The 16,937-nt window shown below is 72.3% G+C and carries 10 protein-coding genes; 4 read left to right on the forward strand and 6 right to left on the reverse strand.

Annotated elements, in window-relative coordinates:
• The first annotated feature begins 96 nt into the window (after positions 1-96).
• Positions 97-2,514, forward strand: a complete 2,418-nt coding sequence (locus ACIBI4_RS06040; RefSeq protein ID WP_399202391.1) for a penicillin acylase family protein — start codon at positions 97-99, stop codon at positions 2,512-2,514.
• Positions 2,515-2,522: 8 nt separating this feature from the next.
• Here ACIBI4_RS06040 and ACIBI4_RS06045 read toward each other — a convergent pair whose 3' ends face one another.
• The 3 genes from ACIBI4_RS06045 to ACIBI4_RS06055 form a co-directional block, all read right to left on the reverse strand.
• Entirely contained in the window at positions 2,523-3,626 is a 1,104-nt protein-coding gene (locus ACIBI4_RS06045; RefSeq protein ID WP_399202392.1) for a calcium:proton antiporter, read from the reverse strand.
• Between the two features lie 94 nt (positions 3,627-3,720).
• Positions 3,721-5,271 carry an acyl-CoA synthetase gene (locus tag ACIBI4_RS06050; protein WP_399202393.1) on the reverse strand — a complete coding sequence of 517 codons (1,551 nt, stop codon included), beginning with the start codon at positions 5,269-5,271 and terminating at the stop codon, positions 3,721-3,723.
• A 25-nt stretch (positions 5,272-5,296) separates the two neighbouring features.
• Entirely contained in the window at positions 5,297-6,400 is a 1,104-nt protein-coding gene (locus tag ACIBI4_RS06055; RefSeq protein ID WP_399202394.1) for a nitronate monooxygenase, read from the reverse strand.
• Between the two features lie 195 nt (positions 6,401-6,595).
• Here ACIBI4_RS06055 and ACIBI4_RS06060 point away from each other — a divergent pair, with 195 nt between their 5' ends.
• Positions 6,596-8,389: a serine hydrolase gene (locus ACIBI4_RS06060; RefSeq protein WP_399202395.1), complete on the forward strand. Its 1,794-nt coding sequence runs from the start codon at positions 6,596-6,598 to the stop codon at positions 8,387-8,389.
• A 45-nt stretch (positions 8,390-8,434) separates the two neighbouring features.
• Here ACIBI4_RS06060 and ACIBI4_RS06065 read toward each other — a convergent pair whose 3' ends face one another.
• Positions 8,435-9,286, reverse strand: a complete 852-nt coding sequence (locus tag ACIBI4_RS06065) for a hypothetical protein (RefSeq protein WP_399202396.1) — start codon at positions 9,284-9,286, stop codon at positions 8,435-8,437.
• Between the two features lie 168 nt (positions 9,287-9,454).
• Between ACIBI4_RS06065 and ACIBI4_RS06070 the strand changes: the two genes are divergently transcribed.
• A complete protein-coding gene (locus ACIBI4_RS06070) occupies positions 9,455-9,982 on the forward strand; it encodes a VOC family protein (protein WP_399202397.1) in 528 nt (175 codons plus the stop codon).
• Between the two features lie 47 nt (positions 9,983-10,029).
• Positions 10,030-13,005 carry an AAA family ATPase gene (locus ACIBI4_RS06075; protein ID WP_399202398.1) on the forward strand — a complete coding sequence of 992 codons (2,976 nt, stop codon included), beginning with the start codon at positions 10,030-10,032 and terminating at the stop codon, positions 13,003-13,005.
• Positions 13,006-13,026: 21 nt separating this feature from the next.
• Here ACIBI4_RS06075 and ACIBI4_RS06080 read toward each other — a convergent pair whose 3' ends face one another.
• Positions 13,027-14,604 carry a phytoene desaturase family protein gene (locus ACIBI4_RS06080; protein ID WP_399202399.1) on the reverse strand — a complete coding sequence of 526 codons (1,578 nt, stop codon included), beginning with the start codon at positions 14,602-14,604 and terminating at the stop codon, positions 13,027-13,029.
• A 91-nt stretch (positions 14,605-14,695) separates the two neighbouring features.
• Positions 14,696-16,936 (reverse strand): tetratricopeptide repeat protein, encoded by a 2,241-nt coding sequence (locus ACIBI4_RS06085; protein WP_399202657.1) that lies wholly within the window; start codon positions 16,934-16,936, stop codon positions 14,696-14,698.
• Position 16,937: the final 1 nt, after the last annotated feature.

Below are 16,937 nucleotides of genomic sequence, written 5' to 3' on the forward strand. Positions count from 1 at the left end.
CCGTTCCCGCGCACAACCATGTGCACGGACGACGACAGGAGACCTACCGGTTGGTACGTTGAACCGCCCCTGCCCGCACACCTGTTGGGAGGATCCATGCGCCGACGCCTGAGACAGTGTCTGCTGCTCATCACCGCACTGCTCACCGCGGCCGCCACCGCGTCACCCGCGCCCGCCGCCGACCAGGACCGCCGCGAACGGCATCCGTCGCACGGCGGGCTCTCGGCCACCATCCGGTACACCGAGTACGGCATCCCGCACATCCTCGCCGACGACTACACCGACCTGGGCTTCGGTACCGGCTGGGCGCAGGCCGAGGACAACGTCTGCATCCTCGCCGAGGACTTCGTCACGCTGAACGGCGAGCGTTCGAAGTACTTCGCCGCGGACCGGAAGCCGGACGGCTCGCTCTCGTCGGCCTCCACGAACGCCTCCAGCGACCTGTTCTTCCGCGGGATCAAGCAGGCGGGCACGGTCGAGAAGCTCGCCGAACTGCCGCCGCCGCTGGGCAACCGCCCCGAGCAGAAGAAGCTCGCCCGCGGCTTCGCGGCGGGCTACAACGCGTGGCTGAAGCAGAACCGGATCACCGACCCCGCGTGCAAGGGCGCGGACTGGGTCCGGCCGGTGACCGAACTCGACATGTCGCGCCTGGCGTTCGCCCTGTCCGTGCTCGGCGGCCAGGGCCGCGCGGCCGACGCGGTCGTCAGCGCCCAGCCGCCGGCCGCGGGTACGAAGGCGGCGGACACCTCGGCCGAGGCGAAGGCGAAGGCCGCACGCGAGCTCTTCGCCACCGACGACGGCGCGATGGGCTCCAACGCGGTCGCCTTCAACGGCAGCACGACCGCCAACGGCCGCGGTCTGCTGCTCGGCAACCCGCATTACCCGTGGGCGGGCGGCCGCCGCTTCTGGCAGGTGCAGCAGACGATCCCCGGTGAACTCAACGTCTCCGGCGGCTCGTTGATCGGTGCGGTCACCCCGTCCATCGGGTTCACGCCGTACGTCGCCTGGAGTCACACCGTGGCGACGGGCGTCCCGATGAATCTGCACCAGCTGACCCTGGACCCGGCGGACCCGACCACGTATCTGGTCGACGGCAAGCCGCGGAAGATGCAGAAGCGGACCGTCACCATCGAGGTCAAGGGCGGCGCACCCGTCTCCCGTGACCAATGGTGGACGGAGTACGGGCCCGTCGTGACCTCGCTCGGCGCGGAGCTGCCGCTGCCGTGGACGGCGCAGACGGCGTACGCGCTCAACGACCCCAACGCCTCGAACCTGCGCGCCTCCGACACGGCGCTCGGCTTCGCCAAGGCCCGCAGTGTCAAGGGTGTCCAGGACGTGCTGCGCCGAACGCAGGGCCTTCCATGGGTGAACACGATCGCGGCGGACTCGAAGGGCCACTCGCTCTACACCCAGTCGCAGGTGCTGCCCCGGATCACCGACGAGATCGCGGCCCGCTGCTCCACGCTGCTCGGCCAGGTCACGTATCCGACGGCCGGCCTCGCGGTCCTCGACGGTTCGCGCTCCGACTGCGGTCTGGGCCGCGACAAGGACGCGCTGCAGGACGGCATCCTGGGCCCGTCGCGGATGCCGACCCTGGTCGACGCCCCGTACGCCGAGAACTCCAACGACAGCGCCTGGCTGGCCAACGCGGAGCGGCCGCTGCGCGGCTACGAGCGCGTCTTCGGCACCATCGACACACCCCGCTCGATGCGCACACGGGGCGCCATCGAGGACGTGTCCGCCATGGCGAAGCGCGGCAGGCTGACCGTCAAGGACCTCCAGCGCCAGCAGTTCGCCAATCGCGCGCCCGCGGGCACCATGGGCGCGGCGGACGCGGCGAAGGCGTGTGCGGCGCTGCCCGGGGGCACGGCGACGGGCAGTGACGGCAAGGCCGTCGACGTCACCGAGGCCTGCCAGGTCATCGGCCGCTGGGACCGGACCACGGACGCGGACAGCAGGGGCGCGCTCCTGTACGACCGGTTCTGGCGCGGAATGCGCGCGGCGCTCGGCCCGCAGGGCGTCTGGGCGTCGCCGTTCGACCCGGCCGATCCGGTCCGCACCCCGCACACTCTCAACACCGCCTCGCCGGCCTTCGCCCGCGCCCTCGCGGACGCGGTCACCCAGCTCACGGCGGCGGGGATCCCGTTGGACGCCCGGCTCGGCGACCACCAGTACGTCGTACGGGACGGCAAGCGGCTCGCGGTGCCCGGCGGCACGGAGTCGCTCGGCGTCTGGAACAAGATCGAGCCCGTGTGGGACCCCGCGTCCGGCTACACCTCGGTGACCACCGGATCGAGCCACATCCAGGCGGTCGGCTGGGACGGCTCGCGCTGCCCGGTCGCCCGCACCCTCCTCACGTACTCCCAGTCGCAGAACCCCGCATCGGCACACTCCAGTGACCAGACACGGCTGTTCTCGCAGGAGAAGTGGGTGACCTCACGCTTCTGCGAGAAGGACATCCGCCGCTCACCGGACCTGAAGGTGGTGAAGGTCAGGGAGAAGGGCCGGCACTGACAAAGGCCCTAGGGGCTGATCGCCAGGAACACGAACGACGCGAACACCACGAGGTGCACACCGCCCTGGAGGAGAGTCGCCCTGCCCGGCACCACGGTCAGGGCGCTCACCACCATCGTGAGGGCGAGCAGCACCATGTGGGTGGCGCCGAGGCCCAGATGCAGCGGGCCGTCCAGCCAGATCGAGGCGACGGCGATGGCGGGGATCGTCAGACCGATGCTCGCGATCGCCGAGCCGTGCGCGAGATTGAGGCTGATCTGCACCCGGTCCCTGCGGGCCGAACGGTAGGCCGCGAGGGTCTCGGGCAGCAGCACGAGCAGCGCGATCACCACGCCGACCGCCGACTCCGGCAGTCCCGCCTTGTCGACGACGTTCTCGATGGTGGGCGAGACGCCCTTGGAATCGCCGACAACGGCGATCAGGGACACTAGGAGCAGCACGACGCTGAGCACGGTCTCGCGTGCGGTCGGCGGACTGGCGTGCGCCTCCTCGTCGAGCACCTCGCCGTCCCGGGTGACCGGCAGGAAGTACTCGCGGTGGCGCATCGTCTGCATGGCCACGAAGAGCAGATACAGGCCGATCGAGACGACGGCCGCGAAGGCCAGCTGCGCGGAGGTGAACTGCGGGCCCTGGACGCTGTGCGTGAAGGTCGGCAGGACGAGGCTGAGCGTGGCGAGCGTCGCCACCGTGGCCAGGGCGGCGACGGTGCCGTCCGTGTTGAACGCGGCGACGCCGTTGCGCCATGCCCCGACCAGGAGCGTCAGGCCGACGATGCCGTTGCAGGTGATCATCACGGCCGCGAAGACGGTGTCCCGGGCCAGTGAGGACGTTTTCGGTCCGCCGTCCGCCATCAGGGTGACGATCAGGGCCACCTCGATCAGTGTGACGGCGACCGCGAGCACCAGGGAGCCGAAGGGCTCACCGACCTTGTGCGCGATGATCTCGGCATGGTGCACGGCCGAGAGCACCGCGCCGACGAGGAACAGGGCGACCACGGCCACCACGGGACCTGAGAGGTCACGGCCCCATGTGAGGGCGAGGACCACCAGCGCCGCCAAGGGGACGACGGTCGTCCCGATGGTCGTGAGCCTGCCCGGTTTCGCAGCTGCCATGATCCAACGCTGACAGCTCCGTCCTCGGGGCGCTTTCCCGGAGCCGGCACAGCGCATCCCCGGAGCCCGTCGCCCCGGGAAGGCGCCCGCCGCCTCACATGGGCCGCTCGTGACCCTCCCAGTACGGCTCCCGCAGCCGCCGCTTGTAGAGCTTGCCGTTGGGATCGCGGGGCATCGTCTCGATGAAGTCGACGCTCTTGGGCCGCTTGTACCCGGCGAGCTGCCGCTCGCAGTGCGCGAGGATCTCCGTCGCCAGGGCCTCCCCCGCCGTGTAGCCCTCGGCGGGCTCGATCACGGCCTTGACCTCCTCGCCCCAGTCGGCGTGCGGGATCCCGAAGGCCGCGGCGTCCCCGACGGCGGGGTGGGTGAGGAGCGCGGACTCGATCTCGGCCGGGTAGATGTTGACGCCGCCCGAGATGATCATGTCGATCTTGCGGTCGCGCAGGAAGAGATAGCCGTCCTCGTCGAGCATCCCGAGGTCGCCGACGGTGAAGAAGTCGCCGATGCGGTTCTTCTTCGTCTTCTCCTCGTCCTTGTGATACGCGAAGCCGCCGGTCTTCATCTGCATGTAGACCGTGCCGAGTTCGCCGGGCGGCAGCCGGTTGCCGTCGTCGTCGAAGATGGCCAGCTCGCTGATCGGCCAGGCCTTGCCGACCGTGCCCGGCTTCTTCAGCCAGTCCTCTGCGGTCGCGAACGCACCTCCGCCCTCGCTGGCCGCGTAGTACTCCTCGACACAGGTCCCCCACCACTCGATCATGGCGCGCTTCACATGGTCGGGGCAGGGCGCGGCGCCGTGGATCGCGTGCCGCATGGATGAGACGTCGTACGAGGATTTCACCTGGTCGGGCAGTGCGAGGAGCCGGTGGAACTGGGTCGGCACCATGTGCGTGTGCGTGCACTTGTAGGTGTCGATGAGCCGCAGCATCTCCTCGGGCGTCCACTTGTCCATGAGGACCAGCGGATGCCCGATGTGCAGCGACGCACCCGCGAACTGCAGCACGGCCGTGTGGTAGAGCGGCGAGCACACCAGATGCACGTTGTCGTCGAAGGGCTTGACCCCGAAGATGCCGAGGAACCCGCCGAGATATGTCTCCTCGGGCAGCTTCCCGGACAGGGGCCGCCGGATGCCGCGCGGGCGCCCGGTCGTGCCGGAGGTGTAGTTCATCACCCAGCCCTGGGTGCGGTCCTCTGGCGCCGACTCGGGCTGTCCGTCCAGGAGTTCGTCGTACGGCCTGAAGCCCGCGACGGAGCCGACGGCGTACCGCTGCCCGGCCGGGAGCTTCGCCTCGTCGGCGGCGTTGACCGCGGCCTCCGCGAAGCGCTCGTGGGCGATCAGGACCTTGGCGCCGGAGTCGGCGACGATCCAGGCGATCTCGGGCCCGACGAGGTGGTGGTTGACGGGCACGAGGTAGAACCCGGCCTGGGACGCGGCGAGATACGCGGTGAAGAACTCCACGCCGTTGGGCAGCACGACGGCGAAGGCGTCACCGCGCTCCAGGCCCGCGGCCCGCAGCCCGTGCACGAGCCGGTTGACGGCGGCGTGCAGCCGCCCGGCGCTCCACTCCTCGCCGTCGGGCGCGACGAGGATCCTGCGGTCGGGGTCGGCCGCCGCCTGCGCCCAGAAGCCGTTGGGTGCTTGGGACATGTCGATACGCTCCTTCAGCGGCGGGTCAGGCCCGGCCCGCGATGCGGTTGAGGCGGTCGATGGCGCGCTCGAAGCCGCGGGTGAGGTCGTCGAAGATCTCCTGGACCGCGCGCTCGGAGTTCATCCGGCCCACGATCTGGCCCACCGGTGTGCCGAGCAGCGGCTCCACCTCGTACTTCTGGATCCGGGTCAGCGCCTCGGCGACGAGCAGCCCCTGCAGCGGCATCGGCAGGGTGCCGGGCCCGTCCGGGTCGTCCCAGGCGTCGGTCCACTCGGTGCGCAGCTGGCGGGCGGGCTTGCCGGTCAGGGCGCGCGAGCGCACGGTGTCCGAGGACCCGGCGGCGAGCAGCTTCTCGGTGACGGCGCGCGAGTGCATGTCGGCCTCGGCGGCCGTCAGCCAGATCGACCCGGTCCACACGCCCTGCGCGCCCAGGGCCAGGGCGGCGGCGACCTGTTCACCGCTGCCGATGCCGCCCGCGGAGAGGACGGGCAGGGGCGCGACCGCCTCGACGGCCTCCGGGGTGAGCACCATGGACGCGATCTCGCCGGTGTGGCCGCCGGCCTCATAGCCCTGCGCGACCACGATGTCGATCCCGGCTTCCTTGTGCTTGAGCGCGTGGCGTGCGCTGCCCGCGAGCGCGGCGACGAGCACACCCTTCGCGTGCGCCCGCTCGATCACGTCGGCGGGCGGCGAACCGAGCGCGTTGGCCAGGAGTTTGATGGGGTAGTCGAAGGCGACGTCCAGCTGGTTGCGGGCGACCTGTTCCATCCAGCCGGTGATCCGCCAGCCCGAGGCCTCGCCCTCGGCGAGTTCGGGGACGCCGTACTTGGCGAGGGTCTCGCGCACGAACTCCCGGTGGGACTCGGGGATCATGGCCTCGACATCGGCCTCGGTGACGCCTTCGACCTTCTTCGCGGGCATCACGACATCCAGCCCGTACGGCTTCGAGTCGGTGTGCGCCTCCATCCAGTCGAGATCGCGTTTGAGGTCGTCGGGCGCCGTGTAGCGGACCGCGCCGAGCACGCCGAAACCGCCGGCCCGGGTGATCGCTGCGGCCACGGCGGGGAACGGCGTGAAGCCGAAGACGGCGTGCTCGACTCCGAGTTTCTTGCTCAGCTCCGTCTGCATGCGGGCAGGATGCCGCAGCCGCGCGGGCGAGGGAAGAGATTTTCTGACTGGGTGTCAGATTCTTTGCCCGCGCCGACACTCCAGGCGCCTCGGAGCGCGGACTCTTGACAGGGGCACGCCCGCGAAAGAAGGTTTCACTCGGCTGTCGAGATCGCGAAAGTATCTTTCAGTTTCGATACGCGGAGGAGTTACGGCATGACCGAGGCGCACCCCGACCACGGCGAGGCTCCCGGACCAGCGGCCCTGACCCGGCGCCGCTTCGGGGCGGGCCTGATGGCACTCGGCGGCGCGGTCGCCCTCGTCCCGTTCCCGGCGGGCCCCGCGGCGGCCGCCGGAACAGGAGGGGGACGCACCCTGCGCCGCGGCTCGGCGGAACAGGCCGGGCTGCTCCCCGGCGAACTGCGCCAACTGGTCGTCGACGCCGAGAACTACCTCGGCCCGTCCCCCAAGTACCCGTGGTTCGCGGGCGCGGTCCTGCTCGCGGGACGTGGCTCGACGGTCGCACTGCACGAGCCGATCGGCATGGCGGTGCGCTACTCCGCGTACGACGAGAAGACCGACACGGCCGTCGAGTTCCCCGCGGACCAGCAGATCCCGGCCGCCGAGGACACCGTCTACGACCTCGCGTCCGTCTCCAAGCTCTTCACGTCGATCCTCGCGGTACAGCAGATCGAGCGCGGCGCGCTGGAACTGGAGGCCGAAGTCGCCTCGTATCTGCCGGACTTCGCGGGCGGCGGCAAGCAGGACGTCACCGTACGCCAGCTCCTCACCCACACGTCGGGCTTCCGCTCCTGGATCCCGCTGTTCAAGGAGCCGACGTACGAGGCCAAGCTCCAGCGCCTGTGGGCGGAGACGCTGCTCAACGCGCCGGGGACCAAGTACCTGTACTCGGACCTCAACCTCATCTCGCTCCAGCTGGTCCTGGAGAAGATCACCGGCCGCACGCTCGACGTCCTCCTGCGCGAGGAGATCACCGCGCCGCTCGGCATGCGCCGCACCCGCTTCAACCCGCCCGCCTCCTGGAAGCCGAAGATCGCGGCGACCGAGGACGCACGGCTGCCCTGGTCGGGACTGGACCGCGGCCTTGTCTGGGGCGAGGTGCACGACGAGAACGCCTTCAGCTTCGGCGGTGTCGCGGGCCACGCGGGTGTCTTCTCCTGCGCATGGGACCTGGCGATCCTCGGCCGCTGTCTGCTCAACGGCGGTGCGTACGGGCGCGAGCGCATCCTCGGCGCCGATTCCGTGGAGCTGATGTTCACGGACTTCAACACGGACTTCCCCGGCGACGAGCACGGCCTCGGCTTCGAGCTCTACCAGCACTGGTACATGGGCGCGATGGCCACACCGCGTACCGCCGGACACACCGGCTTCACCGGCACGTCCCTCGTCCTCGACCCCACCACGGACTCGTTCCTCGTGGTGCTCGGCAACTCCGTGCACCCGGTGCGCAGCTGGCGCTCGGGCTCGGCGCCGCGCGTCGCCACCGCGAACCGGCTGGCGCGGGCGGTGCCGGTACGGCCCGCGAGCGGCGGCAGCTCCTGGTTCTCCGGGATGGCCGGCTCGACCTCGGCGACCCTGACGCTGCCCGCGCTCGACGTGCCCGCGGACGCGCGGCTGCGCTGCGCGCTGTGGTGGGACACCGAGCCCGGCTCGGACTTCCTCCACCTCGAAGCGTCCACCGACGACGGCACGACCTGGACGGCACTCCCCTTCACCACCGAGGGACCGGTCGCGGGCGACCATCCCGACGGCCGGGTGTCGGGCTGGTCGCACCGCAAGTGGCACCGGGCGACGGCCGACCTCTCGGCGCTGCGCGGCCCATCCGTACGACTGCGCTGGCGTTACGCCACCGACCAGCTGTACGTCGGGCGCGGCGCGTACGTCGACGAACTCCGCGTCCAGGCCGGCCCGCGGCGGCTGTTCGACTCCGCCCGCGCCAAGGACGCCGACCGGATCGAGACGGTGGGCTGGACGGTGTCGCGCGACTGAGCGCGGGACGGCGGGTGGTTCCTGCCGCGGCAGTGGCAGCCGCCGTTACTGCGGGGGCTGGTAGGGCTGCTGGTAGGGCTGCTGCTGCGGGGGCGCGTACGGCTGCTGCGGGTACGCGGGCGGTGCGTGCTGGCCGTACGGCTGCGGCGGTTGCTGCTGGCCGTACGGCTGGGGCGACTGCTGCTGGCCGTAGGGCTGGGGCTGCGGCTGTCCGTAGGGCTGCGGCTGACCGTAAGGCTGAGGCTGCTGTCCGTACGGATGCGGCTGCTGTCCGTACGGCTGGGGCTGCGCCTGGCCGTAAGCCTGGGCAGCCTGCGGTGCGAACGGGCTCCCGGGCGGGACCAGCCGCAGCCGTCCGTTGGACTCCGTGAGCGGCACGTACCCCATGCCCTGCAGTTGCTCGCCGATCTCGCGCCGCCACTTGCGCCGCAGCAGATAACTGCCGCCGGCCACGAGCAGCGCGATGCCCATCAGGACACCCCAGAACACCGCCATGTCCCGCACGCGCACCATCTGCAGGCCGACGACGACCACCGCGACGGGGACGGCGGCCAGGCGCCGCTTCTCGTTCTGCGCGGCGTACATGTCGAAACGGATGCGCGTGCGCAGCAGTTGCGGCACTTCGGCGGGCAGCTGCGGCAACGGGCCGTTGGGGGCGGGCGGATGCTGGGCCCAGGCCTGCTGGGCCCGCTGCTGCGCCTGCGGATCGGGGTCCGGGATCAGCAGCATCTTCAGGCCCTGCATGGTGAAGACGACGTCCGCGTACTGGTAGCCGAAGCGCTCCGCGAGGGCGGCGAGCCGCGCGAGCTTCTTCACCGACCCCCAGTAGTTGGTCACCTCGACCGGCTGCCCGTACGCCATCGTGTTCAGCATGGTGCGGATCTGCCCGCTGCTCATACCGTGCTCCCTCCCGTGCGACCGCCACCTTCGCATACGTCTCCGGGCACCCCACAACCTCCTGCGCCCCACCCGTTACAACAAGGACAGAAACTGTCCTACTTGGTCCCTAGAGTCGAAGACGTCGCCGCACCCGCGGGCGATCCGTCCGAGGAAAGGGAACGAGCCATGCAGCACACCGCACCCGAGGGCTACACCTCCGTCGCACCGTGGGTCGTCACGGACGACACGGGAGCGCTGCTCGACTTCATCACCGCCGCGTTCGACGGCGAGGAGATCGCACGCGTCGCCGTCGAGGACGGCAGCATCGGGCACGGGGAGATCCGCGTCGGCGACACCGTCGTGCTCGCCTTCGACCGGCGTGCGGACTGGCCGGTGATGCCGTCCCTGCTGCGGATCTACGTGCCGGACGCGGACGCCGCGATGACGAGGGCCGTCGAGCAGGGCGCCGAGGTGATCACCGCGGTCTCCGACAGTGCGTGGGGCGACCGCGGCGGCCGCGTGCGCGATCCCTTCGGGAACATCTGGTGGGTGGTCAGCCGGGTCGAGGAAGTGGACCCGCAGACGTCGTGGCGACGGATGTCCGAGGAGCCGTACGCGGAGTCGATGCGCATGGCCCAGTCGACCTTGGACGCCGCGCTCAGCGGACGCGCCATCGGGATCGCCAGCGCTCCGGTGCCGGCCGGCGACAGCTGATCGTCGGCGGCGGCCCGGCTGTCGGCGGCCCATGGCACGATGGGGCCGTGCCCCAGCCCCTCGCCTCTCCGCTCGTCGGCCGTCAGGACGAACTCGCCCGTCTCACCGGTCTGCTCGGCCGCGCCCGTGAAGGCGAGGCCCGCGCCGTCCTCGTCGCGGGCGACGCCGGCGTGGGCAAGACCCGGTTGCTCGACGAGACCGCCGCGCGGGCGACCGCTGACGGGATGACCGTGGTCACGGGGCGCTGCGTCGACCTCGGCGACGTCGGTCTGCCCTATCTGCCGTTCACCGAGATCCTGGGCCGGCTCGCCGCCGACGAGCGCTTCGCGGCCACCGTCGCCGACCACCCGCTCGCCGGGCGGCTCGTCGGCGGCGGTCCCGCGGGCGAGTCCGGGCGCGAGGCCGACGGGCGGCTGCGCCTTTTCGAGGACATCGCGGGCCTGTTCGCCGACCTGGCCGCCGAAGCGCCCCTGCTGCTCGTGCTCGAGGACCTGCACTGGGCCGACCAGTCCACGCGCGACCTGCTGCGCTTCCTGCTCAGCCGCGCCGCGCTCCAGCGCACGGGCGGTGCCTCCCAGCGGATGGCGGTCATCGCCTCGTACCGCACGGACGACCTGCACCGTCGTCACCCGCTGCGCCCGGTCCTCGCCGAGCTCGTCCGGCTGCCCGCCGTCGAGCGGCTCGAACTCAGGCCGCTCGCCGACAGCGATGTGGAACAGCTCGTACGGACGCTGCGGACGGGTCCGCTGGAGGACGCCACGGTCCGCCGCATCGTCGAGCGCGCGGAGGGAAACGCCTTCTACGCCGAGGAGTTGCTCGCCGCCACCGCGGACGATGTGAACGGCTCGGGTGCGGTGGATGTGCCCAGCGGTCTCGCCGATGTGCTCCTCGTCCGCTTCGAGCAGCTGTCCGGCACGGCACAGGAGGTGCTGCGCGCCGCCTCGGTGGCGGGCCGCAGTGTGGGGCACGAGGTGCTGCGCGCGGTGGTCGAACTCCCCACGGACGAGCTGGAGTCGGCCCTGCGGGAGGCGATGGGACGCCAGCTCCTGGTCGCGGGCGGTATCGCGGGCGAGACCTCGGGCGAGCGTGACACGTACAGCTTCCGGCACGCGCTGATCCAGGAGACGGTCTACACCGATCTGCTGCCCGGTGAACGGGTCCGGCTGCACCGTGTGTTCGCGCAGTTGCCCGCCACCCGAAGCCGCCCCGCGGCACGCGCCCACCACGCCCGCGAGAGCCATGATCTGCCCGGCGCGCTGGAGGCCTCACTGGAGGCGGCCGACCACGCGCACCGCGTGGGCGCGCCGGCGGAGGAGCTCCGCCACCTCGAAGCCGCCCTCGACCTGTGGCAGGCCGTGGCCGCGGGAGACCGTCCCGACACCCCGGGGCTCACCGAGATCACGCTCACGCTGCGCGCGTCCGCGGCCGCCGCGCACGCGGGCGAGAACCATCGCGCCGTGACCCTCACGCGCGCCGCCCTGGCCCGGGTGGGCTCCGACGCCGACTCCGAGCTGGCCGCGCGCGTCCACTACACCCTGGCCGGGCGCCTCATCGGGATCGACAGCGTGGCCGCCGCGTTCACGCACAGCAGCGAGGCCCTCGCGATGATCCCGCCGGAGCCGCCCACGACCACCTGGGTCTGGGCCGCCGCCACGCACGTCATGACCTCCCACTACACGGGCGACGTGGACACCGCACGCAGCGTGGGCGAGGAGGCGCTCGCCAAGGCGGAGGCGCTCGGCATGAGCGACGCGCAGGCCGACCTGACCATCTCCCTGGTGGGCCTCGGGGACTTCAAGCGCCGCACCCCGGAAGGCCGGGAACGGCTGCGACAGGCCCGCGACCTGGCCCGTCGCGCGGAGAACGACTCGATCGAGCTGCGCGCCCTGTTCAACCTCGCCATCGGCAGCTTCGAGGCGGGCGCCCTGGACGAGTGCCTCAGCTGGCTGACGGACGGGCTCGACAGGGCCCGCCGGGTCGGACTGCTCACCGCGCACTACCCGTTGATGCTGCGCTATCTGCAGTCCCTGGTCCTGTACACGCTGGGCCGCTGGGACGAGTGCGTCGAGACGGCGCGCGCGGACGCCGACCGGATGCCCGCCGCGGGCGCGTTCGTCACGGGCCCCGGGCTGTACGTGGCGCTGGGCCGGGGCGAAGAGGGCGCGCAGGAAGGCGCCCGGCTGCTCGTGGACCAGCCCTACGACTCCATGGCCTGGATCGTCGCGGGTGTCGTACTGACCGACAGCGCGGCCATGGAGCACGACCCGGAAGCGGCCGTCACTCACCTCCACGCCACGGTCGACCGGCTCACCCTGGACACGGACCGTGGCCGCCCCCACGTCGGGATCCGCCTCTCCGCGCTCGCCCTGGCCGCGGTCGCCGACGCCGCGGGCGAACTGCGCCTGGCCGGTGACGACTCGGGTGCCCGTCGCTGGACGGACACGGCGCGCGAGCTCGCCGACCTGGCACGGGAGGCCGCGAATCTGGACAACGACAGCTGGTTCGGTCCGGAGGGCCGGGCCTGGCTCGCCCGCGCCGAGGCCGAGGAGAGCCGGGCGGCCGGGCGCGCGGAGGTGGACGCCTGGACCAAGGCCGTCGACGCCTTCGCCGAGTACGGGGACGTGTACGAGCGGGCCCGCTGCGAGCGGCGGCTCGCCGAGGCGCTCCTGAGCGCCGACCGCCGCGAGGAGGCGAGCGCCCACGCGCTCGCCGCACGCGAGACGGCCGCCGCGCTCGGTGCGCTGCCGCTGCTCGACGACGTCGACGCGCTGATCCGCCGGGGCCGCCTTGAGGCCAAGGCCGCGCCCGAGGAGTCCGTGCTCACCGCGCGCGAGCGCGACGTCCTGCTCCTGCTCGCCCAGGGCATGACCAACCGCCGCATCGGCGAGGAGCTCTTCATCAGCGGCAAGACGGCCAGCGTCCACGTCTCCAACATCCTCGCCAAGCTGGGCGCGGCCAGCCGCACCGAGGCGGTGGGAATCGCCTACCGCCAGGGCCTGATCGAGGAGACGACGGCGTCGTAGCCCGAGGGGACCTTCGGAAACTCACTCCCCGAGCACCGCCATCGCCGCGTTGTGCCCGGGAATCCCGCTCACCCCGCCGCCCCGCACCGCACCCGCGCCGCACAGGAACACATTCGCGTGCGCGGTCTCCACGCCCCAACGGCCCGCGCCGTCCTGGTCATACGGGAAGGCGAGGTCGCGGTGGAAGATGTTGCCGCCGGGCAGGCGCAGGTCGCGTTCCAGGTCGAGCGGGGTCTTCGCCTCGATGCACGGCCGCCCCTGCGCGTCCAGCGCCAGGACGTCGGCGATCGGCTCGTCGAGATACGAGTCCAGCTGGGCGATGGTCGCCTTGAGAAGCTCTTCGCGTGCCGCGTCGTTGTCGGCCGTGAACAGCCGGGCCGGGGTGTGCAGTCCGAACAGGGTGAGCGTCTGGTAGCCGAGGTCGACGAGATGGTCGCCGAGGATGCTGGGGTCGGTCAGGGAGTGGCAGTAGATCTCGGAGGGCGGTGCGGACGGCAGGGCGCCCGAGGCGGCTTCGGCGTACGCGGTCGCCAACTGCTCGTATCCCTCGGCGACATGGAAGGTCCCGGCGAAGGCCTCGCGCGGGTCGACGTCCTTGTCCCGCAGCCGCGGCAGCCGCTTGAGCAGCATGTTGACCTTCAGCTGGGCGCCTTCGGCGGGCGCCGGCGGCTCCTCGCCGAGCAGTGCGGCCAGCGCCTGCGGCGAGGCGCCCACGAGGACGTGCGCGGCGGCGACCGTGAACTCCGTGTCCGTACCGCTGCAGGTGATCTCCGCGTGCTTGCCGTCCGTGGCGATCCGGGTCGCCTCACAGCCTGTCGCGAAGACGGCGCCCGCGTCCCGGGCGGCCCGCGCGAGCGCGTCGGTGAGCGCGCCCATGCCGCCCACGGGCACGTCCCACGCCCCCGTGCCGCCGCCGATCACGTGGTACAGGAAGCAGCGGTTCTGCCGCAGCGACGCGTCGTGCGCGTCGGCGAACGTCCCGATCAGCGCGTCGGTGAGGACGACACCGCGGACGACGTCGTCCTGGAAGTACTCCTCGACCGCCGCTCCCACGGGCTCCTCGAACAGCATCCGCCAGGCGTCCTCGTCCTCGACGCGCGCCCGCAGTGCCTCCCGGGTCGGCAGCGGTTCGGTGAGCGTGGGGAACACGCGCCGGGCGACCTCGCCGGTCATCCCGTAGAACCGCTCCCAGGCCTCGAACTCCCGCTCCCCGCCGGTGAACCGCGCGAACGCCTCACGGGTGCGCGTCCGACCGCCCCCGACCAGGAGCCCGGTGTCTTCGCCACCGCGCCGGACGGGCGTGTACGAGGAGACATCGCGGCCACGGACGGCGAAGTCCAGGCCGAGATCGCGGACGATCTTCCGCGGCAGCAGGCTGACCAGGTACGAGTAGCGCGAGAGCCGCGCGTCCACGCCCTCGAAGGCATACGTGGAGACGGCGGCGCCGCCCGTGTGCTCCAGGCGCTCCACGACCAGCACCGACTGTCCGGCGCGGGCCAGATAGGCGGCTGCGACGAGTCCGTTGTGCCCGCCGCCGACGATCACGGCGTCATAGGCGCGGCGGGCGGGCGGCTCTCCGGGGGCGGGCGTTGCGTCCATGGCTCTTCGTAACACGGGATGATCGCCGCCCGCCAGGGCTGGGGCCGGCGTGGCCGCCCTCCGGCGCCGGGCCGAGGTCCGGCGCCCGGTGTCAGCGCGTGCCGCGCTGCTGGCGCAGCGCCGCAACCCGCCGGTACAGCTCCACGGCCTCGGCGGAGCGGCCCAGCTGCTCCAGGCAGTGCGCCTCGTCGTTACGGCTGGCCAGGGCGTCGGGGTGGTCGGCGCCGAGGACCCGTTCGCGTGCGGCCGCGACCCGGCGGTACTCCACGAGCGCGTCGCCCCAGCGGCCCAGCCAGCCCAGGCCGACGGCGACCTCGCGGCGGCTGACCAGGGTGTCGGGGTGCTCGGGCCCGAGGACGCGCTCGCGGATCGCGCACACGTCGCGCGACTCGTCGAGCGCTTCCTCCCAGCGGCCCATCCGGCCCAGGTTCACCCCGAGCCCGTGCCGGGCGCGCAGCGTCTCGGGGTGGTCGGCCCCGTGCACGCGGCGGCGGTCCTCGACGAGATCGCGGTAGAGGGTGAGCGCCTCGGCGCTGCGCCCGAGCCGGCCGAGGCTGATGCCGACCTCGTAGCGCGCGGCGAGCGTGTCGGGGTGGTCGGCGCCGAGCGCGGTCCTGCGCACCTCGGCGACCTCGCGGTACGTCTGCAGCGCCTCGCCCCAGCGGCCCAGCTGACCGAGCGCGTACGCCACTTCGTACCGCGTGACGAGCGTGTCGGGATGCTCCGGGCCGAGCACGCGGGCGCGCGCGGTGGCCACATCGCGGGCCATCCGGAAGGAGTCCTCGAGGCGGCCGAGTCTGGAGAGGTTGAACGCCAGGTTGTGGCGGCAGCGCAGGGTGTCCGGGTGGTCGGGCCCGAGCCGCGGATTGCGTTCGCGTGAGCCGAGGACGGCGAGATAGACCTGGTGAGCCTCGAAGTGCCGCCCCAACTGGCCGAGGACATAGGCGACTTCCTGGCGTGCGGCCAGCGTCTCGGCGTCGTCGGCGCCGAGCGCCCGCTCGCGGCCCTCGGCGACCCGGGTGTACTCGCGCAGCGCGTCGGCCGCGCGGCCGGTGCGGCTGAGCGTGAAGCCCACCTCGTACCGGCTGGCGAGGGTGTCGGGGTGGTCGGGCCCGAGGGCGTGCTCGCGTTCGGCGGCGACGGCGCGGTGCACCTCGCCGGCCTCCTCCCAGCGCCCGAGCCGCCCGAGGCTGAGGCCGGCGTTGTGGCGTCCGGCGAGCACGGCGAGCAGCTCGGGCGAGGGCGTGGGCCGCTCGGGCTCGGGCAGAGCCGCCTCGCGGCGGGTGTCGCCGCGCGGCACCCACTCGCCGGTCAGACCGGCGGAGGCGTCGGGCGGCGTGGTGCGCAGCGCGGCGCCACCGGCCTTGTGGCCGGTGGTCATGCCGCGGGTCCAGGAGGGCAGCCGCGGCTCCTTCGTCGGCGGCTGCTCGGGGCGGCGGGCGCTGGGCCGCGGCTGGGTGGGGATGGCCGGGATCGCGGGGACGCCGCGTCCTTCGGTCACCCGCCGGGCCAGTTCGCGGGCGTCCTCGGGCCGTCCGTCGGGGCTCTTGGCGAGCAGGTCGAGCACGATCCGCTCGAAGAACTCCGGCAGTTCGGCGCGGTGGGTGCGCGGCGGCTCGGGCTCGGTGTCGCGGTGGCCGACGAGCACGGCCCAGGCGTCGTCGAGGTCGAAGGGCGGGGCGCCGGTGGCGATCTCGTACAGGACGCAGCCCAGCGAGTACAGGTCGCTGCGGTGGTCGACCTGCTGGCCGCCGATCTGTTCGGGCGACATGTAGTGCGGGGTGCCCATCGCGATGCCGGTGCCGGTCAGACGCGAGGTGAAACCGATGTCCGCGCCGAGCCGTGCGATGCCGAAGTCGCAGATCTTCACGGTGCCGTCGCCGAGCCGCATGATGTTCGCCGGCTTCAGGTCACGGTGCACGATGCCCTGGTCATGGGTGTACGCGAGGGCGTGCGCGACCTGTTCGGTGATCTCGACGATGTCGGGGACGGGCAGCGGGTGCTGCTTGTTGTCCTCCAGGAGCTGGCTGAGGTTGCGGCCTTCGAGCAGCTCCATCACCAGATAGAGCACGCCTTCGTGCTCGCCGAAGTCATGGACGACGGTGACGCCGCGGTGCTGCAGCGCGGCCGCGACCCGCGCCTCGCGCCGGAACCGCTCGCGCAGCACGCGCGTGAACGACGCGTCGTGCTGCGGGCCCATGGGCTTGAGGCACTTCACGGCGACGCGCCGCCCGAGCGACTCGTCGCGCGCCCGCCACACCTCGCCCATGCCGCCGCGCCCGATCAGATCGAGCAGCCGGTAGCGGCCCTGGATCAGCCTGGTCTCCCCCAGC

It is taken from the genome of Streptomyces sp. NPDC050418 (assembly GCF_044458745.1).
Lineage (GTDB): Bacteria > Actinomycetota > Actinomycetes > Streptomycetales > Streptomycetaceae > Streptomyces.